This window comes from Pseudomonas sp. TYF_14, assembly GCF_043105275.1.
In the GTDB taxonomy this organism is placed as follows: Bacteria; Pseudomonadota; Gammaproteobacteria; order Pseudomonadales; family Pseudomonadaceae; genus Aquipseudomonas; species Aquipseudomonas alloputida.
In genome coordinates this window covers 126,206-150,336 of record NZ_JBICLK010000081.1, presented here as the reverse complement: position 1 = coordinate 150,336, position 24,131 = coordinate 126,206, and the positions used below count along the sequence as shown (strand labels likewise).

Annotated in this window: 18 protein-coding genes; 8 read left to right on the top strand and 10 right to left on the bottom strand. The window is 62.2% G+C overall.

Annotated features, from left to right (window positions below; genetic code table 11):
- Positions 1-18 precede the first annotated feature (18 nt).
- The 8 genes from ACF8O8_RS21115 to ACF8O8_RS21080 all read right to left on the bottom strand — a co-directional run bounded on the left by ACF8O8_RS21115 (position 19) and on the right by ACF8O8_RS21080 (position 15,781).
- On the bottom strand, positions 19-714 hold the full coding sequence (locus ACF8O8_RS21115) for a DUF2063 domain-containing protein (protein ID WP_392510377.1): 696 nt from the start codon (positions 712-714) through the stop codon (positions 19-21).
- Positions 707-1,540: a DUF692 domain-containing protein gene (locus tag ACF8O8_RS21110; protein WP_392510376.1), complete on the bottom strand. Its 834-nt coding sequence runs from the start codon at positions 1,538-1,540 to the stop codon at positions 707-709. Before ACF8O8_RS21110 ends, ACF8O8_RS21115 begins: the two co-directional genes overlap by 8 nt.
- 74 nt (positions 1,541-1,614) lie before the next feature.
- Entirely contained in the window at positions 1,615-2,106 is a 492-nt protein-coding gene (locus ACF8O8_RS21105) for a hypothetical protein (protein WP_049587597.1), read from the bottom strand.
- A gap of 174 nt (positions 2,107-2,280) precedes the next feature.
- Positions 2,281-2,832 carry a DUF4174 domain-containing protein gene (locus tag ACF8O8_RS21100; RefSeq protein ID WP_049587595.1) on the bottom strand — a complete coding sequence of 184 codons (552 nt, stop codon included), beginning with the start codon at positions 2,830-2,832 and terminating at the stop codon, positions 2,281-2,283.
- 228 nt (positions 2,833-3,060) lie between these two features.
- Positions 3,061-7,554 (bottom strand): NEL-type E3 ubiquitin ligase domain-containing protein, encoded by a 4,494-nt coding sequence (locus ACF8O8_RS21095; RefSeq protein ID WP_392510375.1) that lies wholly within the window; start codon positions 7,552-7,554, stop codon positions 3,061-3,063.
- Positions 7,555-7,651: 97 nt separating this feature from the next.
- Entirely contained in the window at positions 7,652-12,073 is a 4,422-nt protein-coding gene (locus ACF8O8_RS21090; RefSeq protein WP_392510374.1) for an NEL-type E3 ubiquitin ligase domain-containing protein, read from the bottom strand.
- A 78-nt stretch (positions 12,074-12,151) separates the two neighbouring features.
- Positions 12,152-14,512 carry a DNA polymerase II gene (locus ACF8O8_RS21085; protein ID WP_392510373.1) on the bottom strand — a complete coding sequence of 787 codons (2,361 nt, stop codon included), beginning with the start codon at positions 14,510-14,512 and terminating at the stop codon, positions 12,152-12,154.
- A 66-nt stretch (positions 14,513-14,578) separates the two neighbouring features.
- Entirely contained in the window at positions 14,579-15,781 is a 1,203-nt protein-coding gene (locus tag ACF8O8_RS21080; protein ID WP_392510372.1) for an MFS transporter, read from the bottom strand.
- Between ACF8O8_RS21080 and ACF8O8_RS21075 the strand changes: the two genes are divergently transcribed.
- A complete protein-coding gene (locus tag ACF8O8_RS21075) occupies positions 15,667-16,002 on the top strand; it encodes a LysR substrate-binding domain-containing protein (protein WP_371920080.1) in 336 nt (111 codons plus the stop codon). The genes ACF8O8_RS21080 and ACF8O8_RS21075 overlap by 115 nt on opposite strands.
- On the opposite strand, the gene ACF8O8_RS21070 is transcribed toward ACF8O8_RS21075, so the two are convergent.
- On the bottom strand, positions 15,983-16,903 hold the full coding sequence (locus ACF8O8_RS21070; protein WP_010953346.1) for a LysR substrate-binding domain-containing protein: 921 nt from the start codon (positions 16,901-16,903) through the stop codon (positions 15,983-15,985). The two genes, ACF8O8_RS21075 and ACF8O8_RS21070, sit on opposite strands and share 20 nt — an antisense overlap.
- Before the next feature lie 160 nt (positions 16,904-17,063).
- Between ACF8O8_RS21070 and ACF8O8_RS21065 the strand changes: the two genes are divergently transcribed.
- The 7 genes from ACF8O8_RS21065 (at position 17,064) to ACF8O8_RS21035 (ending at position 22,430) form a co-directional block, all read left to right on the top strand.
- A complete protein-coding gene (locus ACF8O8_RS21065; protein WP_010953345.1) occupies positions 17,064-17,852 on the top strand; it encodes a YqcI/YcgG family protein in 789 nt (262 codons plus the stop codon).
- A 2-nt stretch (positions 17,853-17,854) separates the two neighbouring features.
- Positions 17,855-18,481: a LysE family translocator gene (locus tag ACF8O8_RS21060; RefSeq protein WP_010953344.1), complete on the top strand. Its 627-nt coding sequence runs from the start codon at positions 17,855-17,857 to the stop codon at positions 18,479-18,481.
- A gap of 39 nt (positions 18,482-18,520) precedes the next feature.
- The gene (locus ACF8O8_RS21055; protein WP_003250433.1) at positions 18,521-19,603 is read left to right on the top strand and encodes a hypothetical protein; all 1,083 of its coding nucleotides are present in this window, start codon (positions 18,521-18,523) and stop codon (positions 19,601-19,603) included.
- Between the two features lie 138 nt (positions 19,604-19,741).
- Positions 19,742-20,437 (top strand): sel1 repeat family protein, encoded by a 696-nt coding sequence (locus ACF8O8_RS21050; protein WP_121783722.1) that lies wholly within the window; start codon positions 19,742-19,744, stop codon positions 20,435-20,437.
- 147 nt (positions 20,438-20,584) lie between these two features.
- Positions 20,585-21,277 (top strand): AzlC family ABC transporter permease, encoded by a 693-nt coding sequence (locus ACF8O8_RS21045; protein ID WP_392510371.1) that lies wholly within the window; start codon positions 20,585-20,587, stop codon positions 21,275-21,277.
- Complete coding sequence (locus ACF8O8_RS21040; RefSeq protein ID WP_020193370.1) at positions 21,274-21,588, top strand: AzlD domain-containing protein; 315 nt, start codon at positions 21,274-21,276, stop codon at positions 21,586-21,588. The genes ACF8O8_RS21045 and ACF8O8_RS21040 overlap by 4 nt, the downstream gene beginning before the upstream one ends.
- On the top strand, positions 21,585-22,430 hold the full coding sequence (locus tag ACF8O8_RS21035) for an AraC family transcriptional regulator (protein WP_003250425.1): 846 nt from the start codon (positions 21,585-21,587) through the stop codon (positions 22,428-22,430). The genes ACF8O8_RS21040 and ACF8O8_RS21035 overlap by 4 nt, the downstream gene beginning before the upstream one ends.
- A 48-nt stretch (positions 22,431-22,478) precedes the next feature.
- Here ACF8O8_RS21035 and ACF8O8_RS21030 read toward each other — a convergent pair whose 3' ends face one another.
- Positions 22,479-23,696: an MFS transporter gene (locus tag ACF8O8_RS21030; RefSeq protein WP_392510370.1), complete on the bottom strand. Its 1,218-nt coding sequence runs from the start codon at positions 23,694-23,696 to the stop codon at positions 22,479-22,481.
- Between the last annotated feature and the right edge of the window lie 435 nt (positions 23,697-24,131).

Here is a 24,131-nt window from a genome sequence, read left to right as displayed (position 1 = left end):
CGCAGCCCCCCAATGCCTTCAAACTGTTCCGACAATGACACCCTGCTCGCGCAATACCTCCAACAATGCCAACCCTTGCTGCACATCCCCGCCCAATGCCTGCAGCCGCTCTCTTCCGGTCCCCTGCTCCACCAGCAACCGATACGCCATAGGTGCCAACCGGGCAAAGCGCACCTGCAACCGGGCATCGCGATAAACCAGCAACAAGCTCGGCGATGCTGGGGCAGCCGTTGGCTGGTAGTCCACGCCAATGCGTTCCACCGGCCAACGATAGGCCAGGACCCGCGCCACACAAGACAACAATGGCTCTCCAGCCAGCAGGTCACCACTCGGGTCATGCGCCGGGTCCTCGGCATCGCTCAGGTACAGTTGCGCCTCGACCCACTCATAGTGCGCCAGCTCCAGCTGCCAAGGGGTGTCCAGCGCCACATGTTGCAAGTAGTCGACGAACGTCTCGGCAATTTCGGTAAACAAAGGCGTCTGGCAACGGTAACTGGCGTAGAAATCACGTACTCGGGCATGCCAGCGCTGCTCGCCCAACGCCTGGCGCATCACCGGGAAGTTGCCAGCCAGCAAGCCATCGATGGCGCCATAGAACAACTCACGGTAAACCTTCAGGCGCCGGGCCTCGACGCCGGGCGGCGGGGCATGGCGCTGTGGGTCGCGCAGGTGACGGGCCAAGGCATACTGCTGCGCACGCAGGGTCTCATTCATCTGCTTGCCCTCCGGCAGCGCATTGCACGGCACGCATACGCGCCGTCTCGGCCAACAGTTCGGCCAAGGGCGGATAGTTGAAATCACGTTCAAGCACCGTCGGCTGTACGCCAAAGCGCGCACAAGCGCTGGCGTACAGCGCCCAGACATCCTCCTTCACGGCTGCCCCATGGGTATCCACTTTGAGGTCCGGCGCTTCATCGTAATGCCCGGCAACGTGCATCCCGGCCACGCGCGCCTGAGGCAAGCCTGCAAGGAATTGCTGGGCGTCGTAGCCATGGTTGCAGGCGTTGACATAGACATTGTTGACGTCCAGCATCAGGTCACAATCTGCTTCTTCAAGCACCGCCTGGATGAAGTCGAGCTCGCTCATCGCCTGATACGGCGCGGCATAGTAGCTGATGTTCTCCACGGCAATGCGCCGCTCCAGCTGCTCCTGAGCCTGGCGTATGCGCGCGGCCACATGGCGTACGGCTTCATCGGTGAACGGGATGGGCATCAGGTCGTACAGGTGCCCGTCATCACTGCAGTAACTCAGGTGCTCGCTGTACAGTCGCACCTGGTATCGGTCGAGAAACTGCCGGGTCTGCTCGAGGAAATGGCGGTCCAGCGGCGCACTGCCACCCAGCGATAAAGACAACCCATGACAGGTGACAGCAAAGCGCTCCGCCAACTGGGCCAAGCCCTTGCCATAGGCGCCGCCCACGGCAATCCAGTTTTCCGGCGCACACTCGAGAAAGTCCACTGCACCCGCCTCCATGGCCAGCAGTTCCGGCAACAGGCCGCGACGCAAGCCTAGGCCAACGTTCAACATCGCAGGAAACATAAAAGTTCTCCAACAGGCACAACGCCCCACCTGGCCAGCAGGAGGAGCGTTGTGGCGTTTCATGGGGTAGAACGTCAGGGTTTGCCGGTCAGGTGGCTGAACAAGCCATCCGGCATGGCTTTGCCATTGGCCTGGTAAATCGCCTTGAGGTGATCGGCCGCTTCCTGCTCGGAGATGAAACCGTCATGGTTGCGATCGATCGTGTCGAAATCACCGGCACGGTCCTTGGCCACCGCCAGAAACTCATCGCGCGAGACCTTGCCATCGTGATTGCTGTCGGTTTCGGCGAACGAGGCGTCACCACACTTGCCTTCACCACACTTGCCCTCAGCCCCAGCCTTGGCGCCGGCGCCGCATTTACCCTCACCGCACTTGCCTTCGCTTTGGGAAGCCTTGCCGCTCCCCCCGCACTTGCCCTCACCACACTTGCCCTCGCCGGCCACTTTGGCCGAGGCCAGTTGGTAACCTTGAGCCAGCGGCTCGACGGCGAACGCACTGTTGCTCAATGCCATGCTGCCGATCAGGGCGGCGCCGAGCAGGCCGAGGGTGTTTTTTGCTTGAGTCATGATGCAGCTCCACTGGGGTTGGAAAGTGGAGCCATTAGGCCGTTGCGGTTTGTCGGGGATGTATCGTGCCAGGCGCGCTTTTGTATGGCAGTAGGTCTGCAGCACAGGCAGATACAGTGCGATACACACCACCCGGCAACGGGCCCCAAGGTGCCTTGGGGCCATGAGGCGTGATCAGTCTTCCAGCGGTTTGGGCGGGGCCGCTGGCTTGGCGGGCTTGGCCGGCTTGCTGTCCTTTTCCTTGGCTTGCGGGGCCGCCGCTACGGGCTCGGGTGCCGCCACCGCCTTTTCGCTGGCAGGCAGATCATCGACCGCCTTGAGGATCACCTGCGGGTCGATGGCCTCGCCGGTGTCGTCGTCCTTGAGCATGTGCCGCTCACCGTCCTTGCCCACCAGAATCACCTTGGTACCCTTGCTCGCCCCCAGCTTCAGTTCCCGAATCAGGGCCATTGTGGTCTGCTGCTCCAGGTTCTTGTCTTCTCGCTTGCCCATCATGTTGGCGACGCTGTACAGGACAAGGTTGCGCTCCTTGAACGCGGCCTGGGTGGCCGGGTCCTCAAGCGCCTTGTTCAGCCCTCGCAACGTCGGGTCGGCACTGCTGGGAGCGATAACCACCAATGGCCTGGCCTTGCCCAGTTCCTTGGCTAGAGGCGCATCACTGTCTGCGGCAAACAGGGGGCCGGCAACAGCAAGCAAGGTTGCGAGGGTCAGTGACCGGACAAGCATGCGTATCTCCTTATTGTCTCGATAAACCAATGACTACAGATCACGGAGAAAAATCCGACAGGGAGCCTAAACCACTTCATTCCAGAACGGGGTGTGTAAAAGTAACTGTCGATTTCCGAGCCATCTGAAGCCAAGACTACGGCGCTGGTACAAACCACATTCAGCTTGATTGAGCATAGCCCAAAGCCGCTTTGGCAGGGCCGGGCAAGCCCTTACCCTGAGCGCATGTCAACGTACATCGATCGATGGCCCCTTGGGTCCCATTTCCATCGCTTGAATCGTCAAATCCAGCATCAGCCCTCTGCGTGCAGCGCGCTGAGCATCACGAATGGCATCCGCCTGGTCGATCATGGCCCCTTCGCTCAGCGCTTCGTCGTCAAGGACCCTTTCAAGCTGCCTTCTGAACGGCAGGTCGACCGCAGCGAATCGCTCAGGGTGGGAACGTTCCAGATGCGCCTGCCAGAATTCACGGTCAACCATGGAGCGGGCAACCTCTTCCGGGGTTTCTGCATCCCGCACCGCAGCCTCTGCTTGTGCAAGGTCCGCATCCAGAACGCCTGAGATCGCAAGAAAGCTCATTTCTCCCACCTGCAATGGCAGGTCGAGACGCTCCCTCAGCCCGATCCTGAAAGCCAACCCCACCTCGCTTCCTTCCAGCGCCCTGCCATGCTGTAGCGCCCATCGGGTAGCGAACAGGTCTACTGCATCCTGGCGCCATAAACGCCTGCCCAGGTCTAGCAAAGCGCGTTCGCTTTCTCCTTGAGCCGCGTGCTCAACCTGCCAAACCAGCAAGTTCAGTTCAAGGTTACTCAAGCACCAGGTTGCACCGTCCTGGCACCCCCACTCATCATTGGCCACCGACAGCAAGTTCTGCCGCAGCTCTGGCGTAATGGCCATCGCCTGCAGTACCGCCATGACCCGATTGCCCAGTGCACGCGCATTGACACGAAAGTCTTCGGACAGCAACAACTGGCGAAGCACCCGGAAAAAACGCTCGGCGTCCTGCCCTGAATCCAGCGAGTCCCAGGCAGCAAGCATCAAGCCGCGATGCTCCGGGGCCACGGCATCCCCCCATACTTCACGCGCGTGCTGCAGCCGCAGAAGCACTTGCTCCTCGTCGAGGGCAGGATCGTCGCTGCTCAACGAAGCCTGCAAGCGTAACGTCTGGGCCTCGCCCAAGGGGTTCGCATTCAAGCGGAACCGCCGCCGCTGCCACACGGGCAACTGGTAGAAACCCTCTGGAATGTGTCTGATCCGGTTATCCCGCAAGTCAATGGATACCAACTGAGCGTTGTCGAACACGCCCAGTGGAAACTGCGAGATCTGTGTGTCGCGCAAGTTCAGCCAACGCAATTCAGCCAAACCCGCCAACGTGAACCGGCTCCCCAGGGGGTTGTGGGACAGGTCGAGAGACTGCAGGCTCGTGCAACTGGCCAGTGTGGCGGTTTGTGCGATGTTCAGGACGATCCGGTTGTTGGTCAGGCTCAGATGCCGCAGCTGCGCTATCTGCAGCAACGGCTGCGGAAGGCGCGTCAACAGGTTCCCTCCCAGATCGAGGGTCTGCAGGTTAGGGAAAGCCAGCAATAGGCTGCTGGGCACCTCCAGAAGGTCAAGGTGCAGCAGCGACAGGCTGGTCACACCTCTGAAGCTGACCTGTGGGGGTATGTTGGGCAAGCCGCTCGATCTGAAATTGCAGAACATGACGTGGAGGTTTTCCTGTGCATTGATTTGCAGTTCCCCCACGCCCACCGACCGCCGCCAGCAATTGAACAACGTCTGGCGTAGAGCCTCTCGATCTTCCCTGACATCGCCCTGCCCTCGTGCCACCCAGGTATTCAGTGTCATGCGCAGGATGGCGAACTCATTGCGAAGGTCAGCCAGTACGTGTTCAATCTGATGCCCTGAACGCCTGGCGTCATCGGCGAAGGTCTCGACCTGCTCATCACTCAACCACGGAAAGAGATCGCGCAGCGTTGCCCTCAGGGCACTCCCCCTTGATGCAAAACCCCCTACTCCGCCACCACCCAGCGGATAGCCAATACGTCCATCGGCCAAGCGCATGGGCCCTCGGGCAGCACCTGGGCGTACCGCGCCAAGCAAACGACTGATCTCATCACGATGGCGTGCCGCTTCGCGCGCCAGTATCACCCTGAGGTTGTGCGTGAATGGATCGCCGATCCCCATCGCCTGCCGTTGCGCTTCGGTATAGGCTGGCGCCATGACGTCGAACAACTCACCTGCCTCACCCAACGCCGTGCCCTGGCTGCCATGCAGTTGAAACCTACCGTTGACGTGCACCAGATCGAACGCCCGCGGCCCTTGCTCGGTCTTCGCCAGTATCGGCCCGCCCAAGGAGCCTTCGTACAGGCGCCAGCGCACACCTTGTTCGCTTCCGGGTAGATACCGCAACAAGCCCAAGGCCACCCGTGCCAGGTCTGCATGCTGCGGCGTATCAAGGTACAACGCTTCAAATACCCCAGCCTGGCGGGTAGCCAGCACGCTGCCCCTTGCCGCCTCGGCCAGCCCCAGTGCAACCCTTCCGCTGGACAGCAGCCGCATGCGGTCCACGCTGCTGGCGGCCTGTACCAGTGCTTGCGCAGTGCGCGCGCTCAGCCCCGGGAACACCCGGCGCAGCGCCGCGCTGCCAGGGGTGTCGCTGGGCTGCAAGGCTTCGAAAAGGTGCTGCAGCAGTGTTCGGCGCTGCGTCCAGGCCAACGCGGCCAGTGCCTGATCTGTCAGGCCACTCGCACCTGGCAGGCGCCGAGCGTGATCGAGCACTGTTGTATCGTCTACCGGCTCGCCGCTGCGCAGACGGCCAATCATGCTGCGGATGCGTTGATCAAGCCTGACCCGCGCCACGCTGTCGATCATCCCGGAGCTCGGTGCCTGGGCGTGTACATGCAGGCCACGCAGGTCGTCGCCATCAAGGCCGTGGAACAGCAGAACCTGATCGATCTGTTCGTCATTCAGCCCACTGAAGGGCTCGCCCAGACGCCGGAACATGCGGTATCTGTCGGTCCATCGAGCCGGTTGCTCGCACCACAATCGCCAGGCACCAGAGCCGTTATGACGCAGCAACGGCCCGTGGCCGTCGACCGGATACAACTGCCATTGATCATCACCCGCCTCTGTCACGCGATAGTGATGCCCGTCCATTTCGATCCAGGCCAGCCCGTCCTGATGCCGAATACCCAAGGCGTCCGGGCTTAAGGCTGCAACGGGTGCCTGGCTTTGAAACGGAGTCACGTCTTGTTGCCAGAGTTTCTCTGTGCCGTCCTCCAGCCGAGCCGGCACCAGGGCATCGACCTTCGCAGAGCGTGCCCAAACCCGTCGAGCCACACCCACCCCGGCTACCGTGGTCGCGAGCACAGCAAGGTCTGTCGCCACATGGGTCAAATGGTCGAGCGCCTCCTGGCGATCGCCTTCCTGCCAGGCCTCGACGCCATGGTAGACCTCGCCCAGCAGTTCGCAGGCCGTCACGGCCAGCAGCGCCAGGCCAACCCCAGGCACAAAGAAACTGGCCAAGTTGAGCAGCGCCCATCCTTCAGCGGCAAGGCGCAGGTCATGCTGGCGCTGAACCTCACGATCCAGCCTGGCCACGGGGACCGCGATCATCGCCGCATCGTCCTTGATCTGGTGGATATGTGCCTGTGCCAGGCTGATGAACAACGGCTGCGGGTAAGCCTGCAAGCGCGGTTCGAGATCGCGGAAAGCCCAGCTCGGCAGGTCATCGAAGCGCTCCGCGACCTGGGCGAAAAAAGCCTGGCTGTCTCGCCGCAGCACGAAGCGGCTGAAGAAACGCTGATAGGCCTTGTCTCGCAAGCAACGGCCCAGTTCGCGGTTCAGTTTGTCGATGCTCTCGAACGCGCGCCAGGGCGAAAAAGGGTCCCCAGGCACGTAAAGCAAAACCCGCCGCGTCGTGTTGAACAGGACGCCCTGCTCAATGACAACGAACACGGTGACCTGCTCAATCTGGCAACCCAGCAATTTCAGTTGCCTGGCCAGCACAAGGTCGCCCGCCAGGCGCGGCAGCTCCCCCTTCTCGCACACAGCCACCATCACATTGAGTTCGCTGGCATCCAGCGTTCCCTCCTGCCTGGCTTTGTAGGCGTCCACAAGCATGGTGTAGCGCCTGGCATCTACAAGCTGAGACACCAGGCGCTCGGCATTGCCAGCGGGCGTGAGGATGGCATCCAGATGACGTTGATAGCGCTCACCCAGGTCCAGCTCACGACACAGTCCGGCAAACTCGATGCTTGTAGGGGGTTTGACCGTGCCGTGGCGGGGAAGCAGCAGGCGGTTACCGCGCGGCTGGCCACCTTCCTGCGCCTGGGCGGCCGTGAAGTTGCGCAATGCCACTTCGAGCAGCGGCTTTTCTTCATAGACCACGGCCGTCAGGTGCGCGCCCACCGGCTGACTGTTGATCACAGCTTCCCGGCGGCCCTCCAGGAACCTGAGCAAGTGCGGGTTACGGCCAAGCCCGTAACGCTCGTCGAGGGCCTTTCCCAGGGCTGATGCGACGAAACTGTCGAGGCCTTCGATGCCTCGCAGCACCGTGTTCACTTGCTCACAGCAGCGAAGGCTGTTTGACAATGCCCTGCCGATCTCAGGCAGTTGCTCAGCAGGTGCATGACGCAACCAGGGTGGCAGGCGCCTGCCGATGATGCCGTCCTGGAAAGCATCGATGGCGGCCTGCGCATCTGACGGCAAAGTGGTGTCCATAGCGGGGGCCTCTTCATGAAAAGAGGCCAGACTAAGTTGCCTGCTCCCCGCCAGGCGCTATATAGCTAATGCCTGCGCTCAGACAACCGCCAACCCGCTAGCTGAGCGGACGCTGCACCGTATTCCGGTCCAGCGCCTCCAGCGTCAACTGCAGCAACACCGCATGCTCGCGTTGCTGGTTGCTGGTCTGCAGCCGTGCGATATCCTCTTCCCGATTTCCCAACGCCATCAGCCGTTCCAGTTCAGCGTGCATGGAGGGTGGCACTTGCAAGCGAACCGGGAAAGTCTTGTGCAGGTAATCCTGCCAGAACCACTGGCGTGACAGGTAATCAGCAATGCCCTCCCGGGTCTGTCGCGCCAGGACCCTTTCACGGGCCAGGAGAAGGTCCTGGTTACTCAAGGCAGGGATCCCTGCATAGAGCATTTCATCGGGTTGGCCAGGCAAGTCCAGAGACTTGCGCAAGCCGATTCGATAGGCCAAGGCGAATTCGATCGATTCAGCGCCCGCCCCCACCCGATAAGCATGTTCAGCGGCAATTTGCTCAAGCACCGCCAACCGCCACATCCGGGCACCGAGCTTCAGCAAGGCCCGCTCAGGCCGGGCAGATCCGCTGTGCCTCGTGCGCCATATCATCACTCGCAGTTCCAGGTCGGCGAAACGTGCGGTGGCGTTATCCTGGCAACCGGTCGCAGCTGCGTGCTCGAACAGCTCTTGCCTGAGGACATCATGCTCAGACATCGCCTGGAGCATGTCGAACACACGGGCCGCCAACGCGGATGCAGTCGATGAGAAACTGAAGGCGCCGGATTCTGTCAGCATCGACAGGGTATTGAAAAACTCTTCCGATTGCTGCTCGGCCTCCAGATGGGCCCACAGTGCAGCCATTTCATCTCGACGTTCGCCAGGCAACGCATCCAGAATACGCAACCGGTAAGGCACGCGACTGGCCTCAAGCAAATGCCAGGTTGAAACCCCGTCATGCGCGCCCCCCAGCGGATTGCCGGAAAGCGCGACCCTGCCCGAACGCCACAACTGCGACTGATGAAAACCCTCGGGCAGTTCAGAAATACGGTTGTCGCTGAGGTTCAGGGTGTGCAGTTCTGGCGCGTCCATCAGCCCGTAGGGAAACCCGGGCATCTGGGTGTTTGACAGGTAGAGGGCATTCAGTTCGGTCATTGCCTGGACGGAAAATGCCCTGCGCAACGGGTTGTCCGAAAGGTTCAGGTACACCAGGGACCGGCAATCTGCCAGGACCAACGCCTGGCCTTGGTCGAGCGTGATCTGGTTACCAGACAAGTCGAGTACCTCCAGCTTCTGGGCAAGCATCAAAGGCAATGGCAAACGCGTGAGTCGGCAATGGGTGATTTCCAGGTTGCGCAAGTTGGGAAACGCCCGCAGAAACTCATCCGGAACGTGCTCCACGCGCATGGCGCGCAAGGCCAGGATCGAGACGTGGGGAAAGCCCACTTGCGCGGGCAGGGCCGGCAGATGGCGCAAGCGGCTGATGGTCTGGGTCAGCATGAAGCGCCCGTCATCCAGTGCCGCTTGCCCTTGCAGTTCCGGCACAAGACAGCGCCAGCAGTTGATCAGCCCCTTCCTGAACTCACGCCGGGCGGCCAGTTCTGGTGACAGCAAGGCACTGCGTGCCCACTGGGTCAAGTGCCTTTTGAGCACCCCATATTGCTGCTCCAGCATGGATAACCTGGCCTGCGCGTCAATTGAGGCCAACCAGCGCCCGATCTGTTCGTCGGTAAAGGCCGGGTACAGGTCTCGCAACCGGGCCTGAAGCGCCCTTGGCCGGTTTCGCCCTAACGCCCCCCAGAGCCTGCCGCCCGCCATGGGGTAACCAATCCGGCCATCAGCAAGACGTTGCGGCGCGAGAAACGAGCCGCTCGGCTGTTCCAGCCTGAGCAGGTTCACCACGGTCTGGCGTTGGTCGAAAGCCACGTTGGTCAGCGCCTGGCGCAACGCAGGCACGAAGGGCTGGCCTTGGCCGATGGCCGCTTGCGATGCGTCGTCATAGGCTGCTGCCAAGGTCTCGAACAACTCCCCCCTCTCACCGGCAACCGTGTGCGTTGGGGCACGCAGGCGGAACAGCCCATGACGATGAAGCAGGTCGAACGTCTGCGCCGATCCCTCGACCGTCAGTAACGGCTCGCTGGCATCACCGTCGTACAATCGCCACCCCGGCCCGCCAGCCCCCGGCACATGCACCAGCAGATTCAGGACCACACGTGCCAGGTCGAGGTTTTGCGGCGTATCGATGCACAGCGCCTCGTACACCCGCGCCATTCGAATCCGCGCAACCTGCAACCTTGCTGCCTCGGCCATCAGCAACGGCACACGCCCCGTCTCACGCAAAAGCTGCAGGTCATCCTCGCTGGCATCGCGCAGCACCTCATCCGCGGCCAAGCGGTGCAGGCTGGCAAAGTTCTGTCGTAAGAGGCGGCCAGTTTCAGTGTCGGGATTCTGCTCTTCGTACAACGCCTGAAGCAGTTCTCGTCGCCCGGCCCAAGCCACATCGGCCAACGCTGCTCCTTCCTTGCCGGCGGCTTGTGGAAGGCGCATGACCCGCTCCAGCAGTTGCGGGTCTGCGGTTACACCGCCCTCGCGCAACTGGTTGACCAACGTACCAATCCTGCCGGCGAGCCGCACGCGCGTGACGGTGTCGAGCAGCGCGGCCTCCGGCGGTCGGCCATACACATGCCATGCCCGCAGATGCTGATCATCCAGGCCATGAATCGCCAGCGACCGGTCGATCTGCGCATCGTCGAGGTCGCTGAATGACCCGCCCAGGCGGCGGAACAACTGGCGTGTGTCGCCCCACTCGGCGGGCTGTTCGCACCACAGCCGCCACGCACCGGCCCCATTGTGACGGAGCGGCGGCGCATAGCCCTGGTAAGGGAGCAATTGCCACTGTTCATCGTCATTGTGCCAGGTCATCTCATACCAGTGCCCGTCCATGCTGATCCAGCGGCGCTCGCCAACACGGTGCACACCCTCCATGTCCGGCACCGCCGTGTCTGGCGGGCTTTCGCAGCGATAGGGGCCGAGGTCTGCGTTCCACAGTTTTTCCTCACCGTTTTCCAGCTGCGCCGGTACCAGGTTGTCCACCACACTCCAGGCGCGTCGGGCCGTGGCGACTACGGCAACGGTTGCCCCGACAGCCAGCAGCCCTTTGCCTACATTCAGCAGGTGCGCCAGCGCTGCATTGCGCTCGTTTTCCTGCCAGTCCCCTACAGCCTGGAACGTCTGCTCAAGCAGTTCCCAGGCCATCACCCCCAACAACACCGCGCCGATGCCAGGAACGAAGAACCCTGCAACACCCAACAGGGTCCAGCCTTCAGCACGCAAACGGCGGGCGTGTTCGGCCTGGACCTCGCGATCAAGCAAGGCCACGGGCGGCGCGATCATCGCAGCATCGTCCTTGATCCGCGCGACCCAGTCGTCAGCAAGGTGTTCGAACAATGGCAGGCGATAGGCAAAGGTCTGCTCATCGAGGTCCCGGGTAGCCCAGCCGGGCACGTCATCGAGGCGCTCACTGACGGCCGAGAAGAATCGCTGGCTATCGCGTCGGCGCACGAAGCGGTTGAAGAAACGCCGGTAGTCATCTTTGCGCAGGCGTTTGCCAAGCACCCGGCGGGCATAATCTTCCAGGTCGCTGCGCACGCTCCAGGGGCCGTGCGGGTCACCCGGTACATAGACCAGCACGCGCTTGCTGGTGTTGAACAGCAAGCCTGCGTCGATCACGTCCAGCACGACGATTTGCTGCAAGCGGCAACCGAACACCGCCAACTGGCGTACGCGAACCGAGGCGCCTTCGAGCTTGCCGAGCGTGTCCTTGGTGCACAGCGCCACCACCCACTGCAGTTCGTCTGCGCTCAATATGCCCTGCGCCCTGGCCTGCAGGGCATCCACCAGCATGCTGTAGCGTTGCCGTCGCGTCAGCAATCCCCTGACTTCGGGCTGAAGTACCGAATCCAGATGCGCCTGGTATTTCTGCCCAAGATCCAGCGCTCGACACAGCCTGGCGAAGCCCCGTGCAGAAAGCTCACTGCGCCTTGCGCCGCGCACATCGACCAGGCAATTGCCCTGTGCCTGGTCGCGCTGCTGGTCTGCGGTGAAATTGCACAAAGCGGCCTCGAGCAGAGGAATGTCGTAGTAGTCGCTGCCGACAACCGGAAACCGACTGGTTACATAATGGATCGTGTGTGAGGGAAAGGTGTACCACTGGCGAAAGTACAGGCGATCGACATCAAGGTCGCCGTGGGCACCGAGCGCTTGCTGCAGCAAGGGCCGGGCAAATGCATTCAGGTTGCTTAGCCGCGCCAGCGCTGACGCCAAGCCTGCACGGCAGGCCAGCAGTTCAGGCAGCGCCTCGCTCAGCAGGGTGAATTCGGCCATGCTCAGCCGCTTCATCCAGGCCGGCAGCCGCTGTGCGATGTAGTGGTCCTGGCATGCTTGTGCCATGGCAAGGGTATCGACCGCAGCCGATGGTTGACGGCTATTGTTCTGCATCTCTGCCTCCGCGACGACATGGAGGGCCGAGTCTGAAGACTGTAGCGTCAGGCTGACGCCTAGCTATCTACCACCTGTTCAGAACAGCAGTAACTGATGGTCGGTAAGGCGCGCGAAATCATCGCCGACAAAGGGCAGGATGGCGTCGGCCACCGGCAGTAGCTGACGGCTGATGTAGTGATCGTAGTCGATCGGTGCCTGCAGGTTTTCCAGCGGCTCAGGCCCGGCGGTGGTGATCACGTAACTGATCCAGCCCCCACGCTGGTACTGCAGAGGGCGCTGCAGACGCTTGTTGTAGTCGTCGGCAAGGCGTGCGGCACGCACATGCGGCGGCACGTTGCGCTGGTAATCAGCCAGCGGGCGACGCAGGCGCTTGCGATAAACCAGCAGTTCGTCCTGCTCGCCCGCCAACGTGCGCCGTACATACTCGCGGACATAATCACGGTAGGGCTCGCTGCGGAACACACGGCCGTAGAGTTCCTGCTGGAACTGCCGGGCCAGCGGTGACCAGTCGGTGCGCACCGACTCCAGGCCCTTGTAAACCATTTCTTCAGCACCGTCGGCCCGCTGCACCAGGCCGGCATAGCGCTTCTTGCTGCCCTCGTCGGTGCCGCGGATGGTGGGCATCAGGAAGCGCCGGTAGTGCACCTCGAACTGCAGTTCGAGGGCGCTGTGCAGGTTCATGGTCTCGTGCAGATGGGCTTGCCACCATTGGTTGACCTTTGCCACCAGTTCTCGGCCAATGCGCGCCGCGTCTTCCTCGGCGTGGGCACCCTTGAGCCAGACAAAGGTGGAGTCGGTGTCACCGTAGATCACATCGTAGCCACACGCCTCGATCAGGGACCTGGTCTGGCGCATGATCTGGTGGCCGCGCATGGTGATCGACGACGCCAGGCGCGGGTCGAAGAAACGGCAACCGCTGGAGCCAAGCACGCCATAAAAGGCATTCATGATGATTTTCAAGGCCTGCGACAGCGGCGCATTGCCCTCGCGCTTGGCCGCTTCCCTGCCCTGCCACACCCGTTCGACGATGGCTGGCAGGCAGTGCTGTGTGCGTGAAAACCGCCCACCGCGAAAGCCCTCGACCGAATGTGCGTCGTCAGGCTGGCGTAGGCCTTCGATCAGCCCGACCGGGTCGATGAGAAAGGTCCGGATGATCGACGGGTACAGGCTCTTGTAGTCCAGCACCAGCACCGAGTCGTAAAGCCCTGGCCGCGAATCCATGACAAACCCGCCGGGGCTGGCTTCGTCCGGCCGGCTGCCAAGGCTGGGCGCGACAAAGCCAAGGCGGTGCATCTGTGGAATGTACAGGTGACAGAACGCGGCTACCGACCCACCGCTGCGGTCCACGGCCAATCCCGTCACCGAGGCACGTTCGAGCAGGAAGTCGAGCAGCCGGGTATGGGCGAAAATGCGCGTGACCAGTTCGCAGTCCTTCAGGTTGTAGCGTGCCAGGGCCGGTTTGTCTTCGGCGAAGCGGCGATTGATTTCGTCCATGCGTTGGTACGGCGTGTCGATGGCCTTGCCTTCACCCAGCAGGGTCTGGGCAACGTTCTCCAGGCTGAACGAGGCAAAGCTCCAGGTGGCCGAACGCAACGCCTCGATGCCATCGATCAGCAGCCGCCCCGGCGCATCGGCGAAAACATGGCCACCACCGGCATGGCTGCGCAGGGTCATGACCGCACCGTTGCGCCCCAGGGCCAGTGGCACCTGCAACGACTTGGCGTGCTCATGCAGCAGGCGCAGGTCGAACTGCACCAGGTTCCAGCCAATGATCGCGTCCGGGTCATGCCTGGCCATCCACTGGTTGAGCCGGGTGATCAAGGCGGCGCGATCGGCGCAATACTCCAGGTCGAAGTCAAGCCCGCTGGCATCGCCGTTGGCCGGGCCGAGCATGTACACCTGGCGCTGGCCACAGCCCTCCAGCGCGATGCTGTACAGCTCGCCACGCTCGCTGGTCTCGATATCCAGCGACACCAGGCGCAGCGCCGGGCGATAGCCTGGCAGAGGCCTGAGCTGGGCTTCCCGGTAAACGCCCTGCGCATCCGGCTGGCCAGTGAACTGCACCGGTGCCGTGATGAAGCGCTCCATGAGGTAACGCTCCGGCGGCCGGATATCGGCCTCGAACACGTCGATACCGGCCGTGCGCAGACGCTGCTCCAGTTGCATCAATTGGCGATGCTGGCGGGTATAGAGGCCGAGCATCGGGCGATGCTCGAAGTCCTTCAGGCGCAGTGGCTTGAGCTTCGTCCCGGTTTCGTTGGCCAGCAGCACACGGGCGTGCTCGGCCTGCGCCTGAGGAATGAAAGCCACCGACTCCTGCGCCGCCAGCCGCAACAGTCGCGGCCCGGCATCGGTGGCCAGCCAGAACTCCACGCAGGTGCCTTCCGGCGTATCGTGCCAGTGCCGGGTCAGGACAAAACCCTGCTGCAACTCCACTGCGTCGACCTCTGGATTGTCTTTAGATGGCGTTATTCTACCTGTGTCGTGCCTGGCATGAGTGTTTTAGCGCCTCCCCGCCACAAAACCGCTTCCCCGCCCGGCCACGGCCAGCAGCCAGGCCAAGGCGATCAACCCCAGCACTACCCCGCCAAACCACGCCACGCCGGCCCCAGCCAGCAACAATCCGCCAATGATTCCGCCCAGAGCAATGGCGCAGTTCCACACCGTCACCAGCATCGACTGCGCCACATCACCACCCTGGCCTGCGGCGTCGGCGCACGCTGTCTGCAGCAGGGTCGGGGCGCCGCCATAGGTCATTCCCCACAAGGCGATGCTCAGGTACACAAGCCACGATGATGCCTGCCCCAATGCCAGCGTGGCCAAGGCAAAACCGGTCAGGCTCAGCAATACCAGCTTGCGCAGGTGCCGGTCGACCAGCAGCCCTACCAGGCCGATCCCGGCCAGCGCCGACAGACCAAACACCATCAGCACCGGGCCAATGTCCGCAGCCATGCCAGCCGCCGCCAGCAACGGCACGATATAGGTGTAGAGAATGTTATGGCCAAGGATCCAGGTGAGGATCACCAGCAATACGAGCAACACCCCTGGCGTGCGCAATACCTGCATGGCCGCCGGGCGCTTGCCGGCAGCCTGCCCCGGGTAGTCCGGCACGGATCGCAACACCCACACCACCAGCAGCGACGCCACCAGCGTGACGACCACGAACGTCGCGCGCCAGCCCAGCCCCGCTCCCAGCCATGTCGCAATCGGCAAGCCGAGCGACAAGGCAATCGGCTGCCCAAGCATGGCCAGCGCCATGGCCCGGCCCTGCAACGGCACCGGCACCATGCGCCGGGCATGGCCAGCAATCAGGCCCCATGCCAGGCCGGCCGCAGCCCCCGTGAAAAAGCGCAGCACCAGGGTCAGCGTGTTGGAGTTCGACAAGGCCGTCAGCCCGTTGAACAGCACGAAGCCGATGATCGCCAGCAACAGCGCCCGGCGCCGATACCAGCCTTGGGTCAACGTCACCAACGGGATGGCGGTCAGTAACGAGCCCAAGGCATACGCCGTGACCCATTGCCCAGCCATGGCCTGACTGATGTGCATGCCATCGGCGATCTGGTCGAGCAGACCCGCCGGCGCATACCTGCCTGCATTATCGCTTCCCCAGCAACGGCAAGCTGGAAACCTGGCCGCTGCGCCAGGAGCATCCCGAGCAAGCCTATGACATCCCCATCTCGATGGTCTGCAACCACGTCGAAACACGCGTTTGCTTTGCCTTGAACCACCGCGGCATTACCTGTCTGCCGGACTTCAACGTGGGTCGCGAACTGGCCGATGGCTCACTGGTCAGTGTCCTCGACGACTTCATGGAACGGCGCGGCAGCTTCTATCTGCTGTGGCCGTCCGGGCGGCAGATGCCGCCAAAGTTGCGGGTATTCATCGACTTCATGCTCGCTCGGGTATTCAACCGTACAGGTAGTTGATGTCCTTGTAGGCCAGCGGCGGTACCTGGCCGAGCAGGAAGTCACGCAGCTTGTGCATCTGCCGCGCTTTTGGGCTGGCCTTGAGCCAGGTCATGTAGTAACCGTCGCCGGTGGCCACGGCATGCTTGAAAGGCGTGACCAGGCGCCCGGCGGCCAGGTCGGTGCTGGCCAGTACCAGATCGACCACTGAAATGCCCAGGCCTTGCTGGGCGGCCGATATGCCCTGGTCGAGGGTATCGAACACCTGCCCCTGGTCGATGCTGATGTCCAGCGCATCCATTCGCGCCAGCCAACGCCGCCAGTCACGCCGGTCGGGTGACGGGTGCAGGAACTCGCATCGGGGCAGGTCGGACAGTTGCGGTTGCACCTGCGTCATGTAATCCGGGTGACATACCGGGATCAGCCATTCATCGAACAGCTTGAAACTCTCGATATCGGCGGGAAATCGCCCGCTGGCCAGGAGAATGGCACAGTCGTAGGGCTCGGAATAGAAATCCACGCTGTCGATATCCATCCACACACTGGACAGCTGCACACTGCAGTTGTCCTCGACCTTCTTGAACGCATCCAGCGCCCGCAGCAGCCAGCGCACCGTGAGCGTGGACGGCGCCTTCAGGCGCAGGCCATAGCGATCCTGACGCAGCAGTGCGCAGGCATTCTCGATGATCTTGAAACCGACCTTCAGCTCTTGCGCCAGCAGGCGGCCGTGCTCGGTCAGGCTCAGTTTCGGGCCCCGACGTTCGAACAGGTCGCAGCCGAACAGGGCTTCGAGGGTCTTGATGTGGTGGCTGACGGCGCCCTGGGTCAGGGCCAGCTCTTCAGCCGCACGGGTGAAAGAGCCATAGCGAGAGGCCACCTCGAAGGCACGTAACGCGTGCAAGGCCTGAATCCGTTCCGACATGGCGGCGTCCCGAGCATGAGTAGGACTAATAGTAGGTCATAACTCCACGCGTTTTACAACGACAAGAGCGTCTCGGAAAATGCAGGTAAATAACAAACATAACCAAGATCCTGCCTGCATGTGACTGGAACGTTCACTTAAATCAACGCCTGGGGAAATCATGTTTACGGGATATGGAAATTGCTATCGCCTGGATGCGCTGGAGCTCGCCGCTGAACATGGTCACACCATGCAACACTGGACGTTCAAAACCATAGAACACTTTCGCAGTATTCTCGCCAACCCCGAATTCCCCTGCCTGTTCGGCCGCAAGGCGGTAAACGGCGAAACCTGCCACATTCTCTTCGCCCGCGCCGAGCAACTGGCCGATGATATCGCGCAGGGCCTGGCCAACTATGTGCGCACCGTCGCACCGATCGCACCCAAGCAGCGCATCGGCAGCCCTTTGGTGGTGTTTCTCGAAACCGCAGCCGGCAGCAGCCTGGCCGAGCAGCAGGCCTTGGCCTGGAAGGTACTGCGCGGCGTGCATGCGCGCGACCCGCACCCTTGGCCTCAAGGCATCCCGACCGATCCCGACGATACCGGCTGGTCGTTCTGCTATGCCGGCATGCCGCTGTTCATCAACATGAACTTCCCCGGCCACCAGCAGATGAAAAGCCGCAACCTGGGCCAGCACATCACCTTCGTCATCAACCCGCGGGAGAACTTCGACGAAGTGGCCAACGCCAACACCGAGAGTGGCAAGCGCATCCGCGAGCGCATTCGCGAGCGCGTGCACCACTACAACGACGGCGTTGTGCCCGACACCCTTGGCTTTTTCGGCGATACCGACAACTACGAGTGGAAGCAGTATCAACTGCAGGAGGCAGGCTCGCTCAACCCGTCACGCTGCCCGTTCCACGCCCATGCCGCACACCAGCCGACACCCGACATACTGATCGAGAACTGACCGTGAATACCGCACTCACCGCCACCTACGCCCTCACCGTGCTGCTACTGATCGCCACTCCCGGCCCGGTGGTGGCACTGATCGTCAACACTGCGGCCGCCTCCGGCTCGCGCAAGGCCATGTTCACCGCCGTCGGCACCAACTGGGCATCACTGGTGCTGATCGGCGCGGCAGCGTGGATCATCCTCACCAGTGCCGCCATCGACAAGACATGGCTCAGCACCATGAGCCTGCTGGGCTGCCTGTTCATCGGCTACATTGCCGTGGGCACGCTGAGGGACGCCCTGCAGGCACCCGCGTCAGACGCAGCGAGCGAGGCCCCCAAGGCTGGGCGCGGCGGGCTGATGCAAGGCTTCATGGTGGGCATTTCCAACCCGAAAGACATCATTTTCTTCATCGCCTTCTTCCCGCAGTTCATTCAGATCACCGAATCGTTCGGCAAGAGCATGGTGGTGCTGTCGCTGCTGTGGGTGGCCATCGATTTCGCCGTGCTCAGCCTGTACATCTTCGCCATCGGCAAGATCGCCTCGCAGCGCAGCAACCGCATCATCAGCCTGGCGTCGGGCGTCGCCCTGCTGCTGATCGCCGCCGGCGGCCTGCTGTACAACCTCAAGGAACTGGCGGCCTGAATCTGCTGCAAAGTACCCGGCTCAAGCGAAGGAGAGACCATGACCACGACTGACACGCGCCCGTCTCCTTCGCCGCTGCAGCAGGACTACCAGCGCTTTCTCCTGCTGGGCAGTCGCCGTGCCCCCTATACCCTGCATGTGCACGAAACCGGCTACCGCTCCGGCACCATCAACACCGATGCCCTTGGCCTGCGCTACAGCCATTGCGCCGGCAAGCGCTTTTCGGCGGCCGAGCACGGTGGTGCGTCGCGCATCAACCTGCTGGTCGGCGGCTCCACAGCCCTGGGCATCGGCGCCAGCTCCGACGAACACACAGTGGCCTCGCACCTGTCGATGCTCACGGGCGAAGTCTGGCTGAGCCTGGCCGGCTGCGGGCTGAACGCCACCCAGGAATTGATGATGTTCCTGACCCACCAGCACCGCCTTGGCCAACTCGGCCATGTGGTGGTGCTCAGTGGCCTCAACAGCCTGGCCCACGAAGCCCTGTGTGAAGTCCTCGCAGGTACCAACGACCCGCAGCACGCCAAGGCCTACCAGGCCTTTCTCAACAGTTTCAGCGAAGGCATGCAGCCCTGCGCACCGCCCCGTCGGCAGTCGCTGTGGCGGCGCATCGGCCAGGCGCTGGCCCCTCCCGTGGTCACAGCCCCGGTCAGCTGGCCACTGTCGTCCCCGGAAAAACGACTGGCCCGTGCCGCCGACAACATTGGCCGCACCTTGCGCCAATGGGACCGTCTGCTGGCAGACAGCCACGCCACGCTCACCTTCATCCTGCAACCACTGCTGCCCTGGTGCCGGGATACTCTGCCCGCCGGTGAGCAAGCCATGCTGACCGCGCTGCAGCAACAACCGGCGAACTTCGACCGGCTGCTGGAGGGCGCATTCGACAGACAGTTGCATTCGGCATTTTTCCGCCGCATCAAAAGCCAGGCCGACCCGGTGCCCTGCTACGACATGAACTGCATGCTCGACAGCTCGCCCGTGTTCGGCGCCGACCTGTTCATCGACCGCCTGCACCTGAACGATCTGGGCAACAATGCCTTGGCCAAGGTGATCACCGCCAAGCTTGGGCTGGCCCAGGAAAAACATGCCCAGCGCAAGGTCACGCCGATCAAGCTCGTCTGACAGTTGTCGGGTGGTCTTTCGGCCACCCCCCTTGGGTGGCTAGAATACGTCGTCGTTACGATTTGCCCGAGGCGCACGTTTGACCGCCATGAACACCGAAGCCGTCCATCCGTACTTGGCCACCCATGGGGTTTGCCTGTGAGCCTTGTGCGACGCCTGCCCCCGCTATTGGCTGCGCTGATGCCGCTGGCCGCGCAAGCGCTGGAGGTACGCATCGACCCTCATGCCGACCTGCTCTACCGTCAGGCCTTGCCGCTACTGGAGCAGGCCGACAACCAGGACGACGCTGCCAGCACGCTGCGCACCGCAGTGGGCGGCGACCCTGAGCTTAGCCGCCAGGGCCAGGCCATGGCTCACACCTTGCCGACAGCGGTTGCCCTGCTGAAAAAATCGGTAGCGCTTGGCCACCCGGTCGCACAGTACCGCCTGGCGCTGTACTACATGACGTACCTGCCCGCCGCGCAAATCCCGGACGCCGCCTGCCCGTTGCTCGAAGCCAGCCTCCAGCAGGGTTTTGCCGCACCGGCGCCCGCCATCGCCACCTGGTGCCGGCCCTACAACGTCAGCAGCGAGTACCGTACAGCGCTGGAGGCCATCCCCAGCATGGCCACCGTGTACGCCCCCTACTACCCGCAACCGGCCACGCGCCTGGCCTGCAACCGCAGCCGGCCACAAGGCCTGGAAATGCTGTGGGGGCGTCAGCGCGACTACCAGGCCGAGGTGTACCGCCTGCTTGGCGACCTCGACCCACAGCAGCGCACGAGCCTGCTGCAGAAAGCCGTAGACATCAATGGCTGCGCAACGGCGCAACAGCTGCTGACCAGCCGCCCATAACCCAGGGTCATTCGGGGCCGCCTTGCGGCCCTGTTGTCAGTTGGCCACTGAGGTTGAGGCGAACACGCCTCGACCAGCAAGATCGTTCAAGCCATCCCCTGCCCCGTCTGTCATGCTGGCCTGCCACGTAGCCGTCATGCAGCCATCATGCCCCACATCGCCCGCCAAGCCTTTCTTCACGGCGCCATTGCCATTCTCCCGTTGTCCCTGGCCGTTGCCCCTTGGGGCCTGCTGGCCGGTTCCATGGCCATCGAGGCCAACCTCAGCGCCTGGCAGGGGCAAGGGCTGTCGGCCATCGTCTTCGCCGGCGCCGCACAGCTGGTGGCCATTGGCATGCTCAAGGGGGGTGCCAACCTGGCGTCGATCCTGCTCACCACCCTGCTGCTGACCTCGCAGCACCTGCTGTATGGCCTGTCGATGCGCCCGGTATTGTCCAGCCAGCCGCTGCGCTGGCGCCTGGGCCTGGGCTTTCTGCTGACCGACGAATTCTTCGCCCTGACCAGCCAGTACGACCAACTGCAATTCAACCGCTGGTATGCCTTGGGGGTGGGCCTGACCTTCTACATCGCCTGGAACCTGTTCACCCTGGCCGGCATACTGCTGGGCCAGAACATTCCACACCTGGACCAGTTCGGCCTGGATTTCTCCATTGTCGCCACTTTTGTCGCCCTGATCGCCCCGCTGGTGCGCAACCTGGCCACCGTGGTGTGCGTAGCCGTGTCGCTGTTCTGTTCAGTGCTGTTCAGTTACTGGCACTGGGAAACCGCCCTGGTGGTCGCAGGCCTGCTGGGCATGAGCGCCGGGTTCATTTGCCAGAAATTCGCCGGAGCCCGCGCATGACCTGGATCCTGATTTTCGCCATGGGCGCCATCGTGTTCCTCAACCGCTACGCATTCCTGGAGCCGCGCCTGCCCTTGCGCCTGAGCTCGAACGCCCGGCAGTTTCTCGGCTTTGCCGTGCCGGGCATGCTCACCGCCATCTGCGGCCCGATCATCTTCATGGCTGACCACCAGCTCAACCTGAGCCTGCTCAACCCCTACCTGCTGGGCTCCCTTGTGGCCATCGCCCTGGTGCTGTTGACCCGCAGCGTATTGCTGAGCATGCTGGTGAGCATGTTGATCTTCTTCCTTCTGCGCAGCTGGCTGGCATGAGCCCGCCCTTGCGCGAGCAGACACACCTCTGGCAGGCGCCAGCCCTGGGCGACGTCGAGATGCTGCACGCTCGCTACTATCAGCAGCGCTTTGCCCCGCATGTGCACGAGGGCTATGTATTCACCGTGATCGAGTCGGGCGCCCAGCGCTTCTGGCACCGCGGCAGCGAGCACCTGGCACCGGTCGGCAGCATGGTGCTGATCAACCCCGACGAACTGCATACCGGCGCTACGGCCCATGAAGCCGGCTGGCGTTATCGCGGCTTCTATCCCGAGCACGAGCGGGTGACCGGTGTGCTTGACGAACTGGAACTGGGCCGCCACGGCATGCCCAGCTTCAAGGACAGCGTGATCCATGACCCGGCCCTGGCCCTCGCGTTCAGCCAGCTGCATCAGTTGTCCGAAGCCAGCGCCAGCGCCTTGCAGCAGCAGACGGCCTGGCGCCAGGCGGTGCTGGCCCTGGTGCAGCGGCACGGGCAGTGCGCCGAGCCTTCGGCCCCTGGCCACGAACCCCTGGCCGTAGCCCGCGCCCGCGAACTGCTGGAAAGCCAACTGGCCGACCCGCCCTCACTGGAAGCGCTGGCGGCAGCAGTCAACCTGTCGCCGTTCCACTTCGCCCGGGTGTTCCGCCAGGCCACCGGACTGCCACCCCATGCCTGGCTGAAGCAACGCCGCCTGGCCCGCGCCCGCGAAATGCTGAAGCACGGCCTGGCCGCTTCGCAAGTGGCGTTCGACCTCGGCTTTGCCGACCAGAGCCATTTGAGCCGGCAGTTCAAGCAGGCCTATGGGGTGACCCCGGGGGCGTATCGGCAAGCCTGCGTTCATTCTGCTCTACGCGCGTGAAAGGGCGGCAGCGCCCTCTCGAACTTGCATCTATACGCCAGGCCCAAGCTATGTACGGCTGTCGACATCTGGGCCACGTCCTTTCATGTTCCAGCGCACTGGCGCGATGAATAACATGAGCGTCATCCAGATAAAGGTTGCCGGCCCCGCAAGCACGAAGACCAAACTGGCAATCAACCCTGATACGGCATCACTCATCACGGCGGTGAAGTAATAGAGGGAAAAATTCCTGCCCACTTCATGCTCCCTCGACAAGCACTGGATGTTGGTCACGATTGCGATATCGACAAATGCACCAATGAAACCAACCAGGAACAGAATCAACAGGAACAGCCAGTTATTGAATTGCAGCGCCACTGCTGCAGCAAAAAACAGCCCGCCATAGAGCATCCAGTAACGCAGCACCAATCCTGCGGTTGTGCGCGGATTGAAGCGCGTGTAGAGCATGCCCCCCACCACCGTGCCTGCCGCAAGCAGTGAAAACACGTATCCAACCGCCGCTTCAGAGGCGAAGTGCTCCAGCACCGATGCTGGAAGGATAAAGCGAATCACCGACGTGGCGAACATCGCACAGAGTGTGGTGCAGCCAATGACAGCGAACAACGGCGCATTGCCGGCCCTCAACTGACTCACACTGCCCGCCGCATCCCTGATTATGGCGCACCCATCGAATGCCTGTTGGACACTACACCTGGCAGGCGTCAAGGTAGCGATACAAATGGCCGACACGATAAGGCACATTGCAAAAAACAAGAAAGTGGCTTCTCGAGACAGCAGTAACACACAGGCCGAAAAGACCAGCGGCCCGAGGATCGAGGCGGCGTCCTCGATTACCTGGATACCGCTGTTCACCGTGGCTAACTCATCCTTTTCGACAAGGTCCGGAAAGTACGCGCGAAACGTGGGCACATAAAGGCATTCGAGCGCTGTCATGACCATTGCGAGGCCCACCAACGCAAGTAATACTGGCGTGAACACGCTGAACAAGGCAAAGAAGGAAAGTGCCAGCAGGCCTTTTGTCACCTCGATTGCTAATAGTGTGTGTTTCTTGTTGGCGTTATCTGCCAGCCAGCCACCCAATGGCGAAAACACCACACTTGGCAAGTAACGAAAAAAGTAGGCGATGCCGATCGAAAGCATATCCGCATCTGTGATGGACACGATCGCCACGGCAAATGCAGCCTCGAAGGCAAATTCACCACATTTGGAAAAGCTGTAGCCCAGCGACAGCGAACGCGTTCCGGGGTTAATGCGCAATGTCAGCATTAGCGGGTACTTCCTGGCGACATCGCTCCTGAACACTTGGATTGCAGATTCATATGGGCACTCCTTTGAGCCGATTGAGATTGCCAAATATTGGCCAACTCAATCTAAGACTCGGCCAGGATTGAGCTCAACATGAAAGTTGTAACAACGCCGATGCTTTCTGCAAGCGAAAATCAGAAACCCGGAATTTTCCTACAACAACCATTCTTTGAATGCAGACCCGACGGCATTTTCCCGACTGTGCAGTTGAGCACTTCAACAGGTCACGTTCAGAAATCGAGCCCTGAATCCCTTGCACGGCACGAGCATCAACTTTAAACACGCTGTTTATAAGTAACGAGTTGTTACTGGGCCGCAAGAGCAGCCACTGGCAGCTGCCGCAGCGCACCTTGCAAAGGCCGCAAGAGCCTGGCCAACCCTCTGCTACACTGACAA

Coding starts and splice junctions, on each gene's coding strand:
- ACF8O8_RS21040 (WP_020193370.1), top strand. CDS start 21,274: ATGACCTGGATCCTGATTTTCGCCATGGGCGCCATCGTGTTCCTCAAC.
- ACF8O8_RS21100 (WP_049587595.1), bottom strand. CDS start 2,832: ATGCTTGTCCGGTCACTGACCCTCGCAACCTTGCTTGCTGTTGCCGGC.
- ACF8O8_RS21095 (WP_392510375.1), bottom strand. CDS start 7,554: ATGGACACCACTTTGCCGTCAGATGCGCAGGCCGCCATCGATGCTTTC.
- ACF8O8_RS21055 (WP_003250433.1), top strand. CDS start 18,521: ATGACCACGACTGACACGCGCCCGTCTCCTTCGCCGCTGCAGCAGGAC.
- ACF8O8_RS21110 (WP_392510376.1), bottom strand. CDS start 1,540: ATGTTTCCTGCGATGTTGAACGTTGGCCTAGGCTTGCGTCGCGGCCTG.
- ACF8O8_RS21090 (WP_392510374.1), bottom strand. CDS start 12,073: ATGCAGAACAATAGCCGTCAACCATCGGCTGCGGTCGATACCCTTGCC.
- ACF8O8_RS21035 (WP_003250425.1), top strand. CDS start 21,585: ATGAGCCCGCCCTTGCGCGAGCAGACACACCTCTGGCAGGCGCCAGCC.
- ACF8O8_RS21105 (WP_049587597.1), bottom strand. CDS start 2,106: ATGACTCAAGCAAAAAACACCCTCGGCCTGCTCGGCGCCGCCCTGATC.
- ACF8O8_RS21030 (WP_392510370.1), bottom strand. CDS start 23,696: ATGCTGACATTGCGCATTAACCCCGGAACGCGTTCGCTGTCGCTGGGC.
- ACF8O8_RS21045 (WP_392510371.1), top strand. CDS start 20,585: ATGCCCCACATCGCCCGCCAAGCCTTTCTTCACGGCGCCATTGCCATT.
- ACF8O8_RS21065 (WP_010953345.1), top strand. CDS start 17,064: ATGTTTACGGGATATGGAAATTGCTATCGCCTGGATGCGCTGGAGCTC.
- ACF8O8_RS21115 (WP_392510377.1), bottom strand. CDS start 714: ATGAATGAGACCCTGCGTGCGCAGCAGTATGCCTTGGCCCGTCACCTG.
- ACF8O8_RS21070 (WP_010953346.1), bottom strand. CDS start 16,903: ATGTCGGAACGGATTCAGGCCTTGCACGCGTTACGTGCCTTCGAGGTG.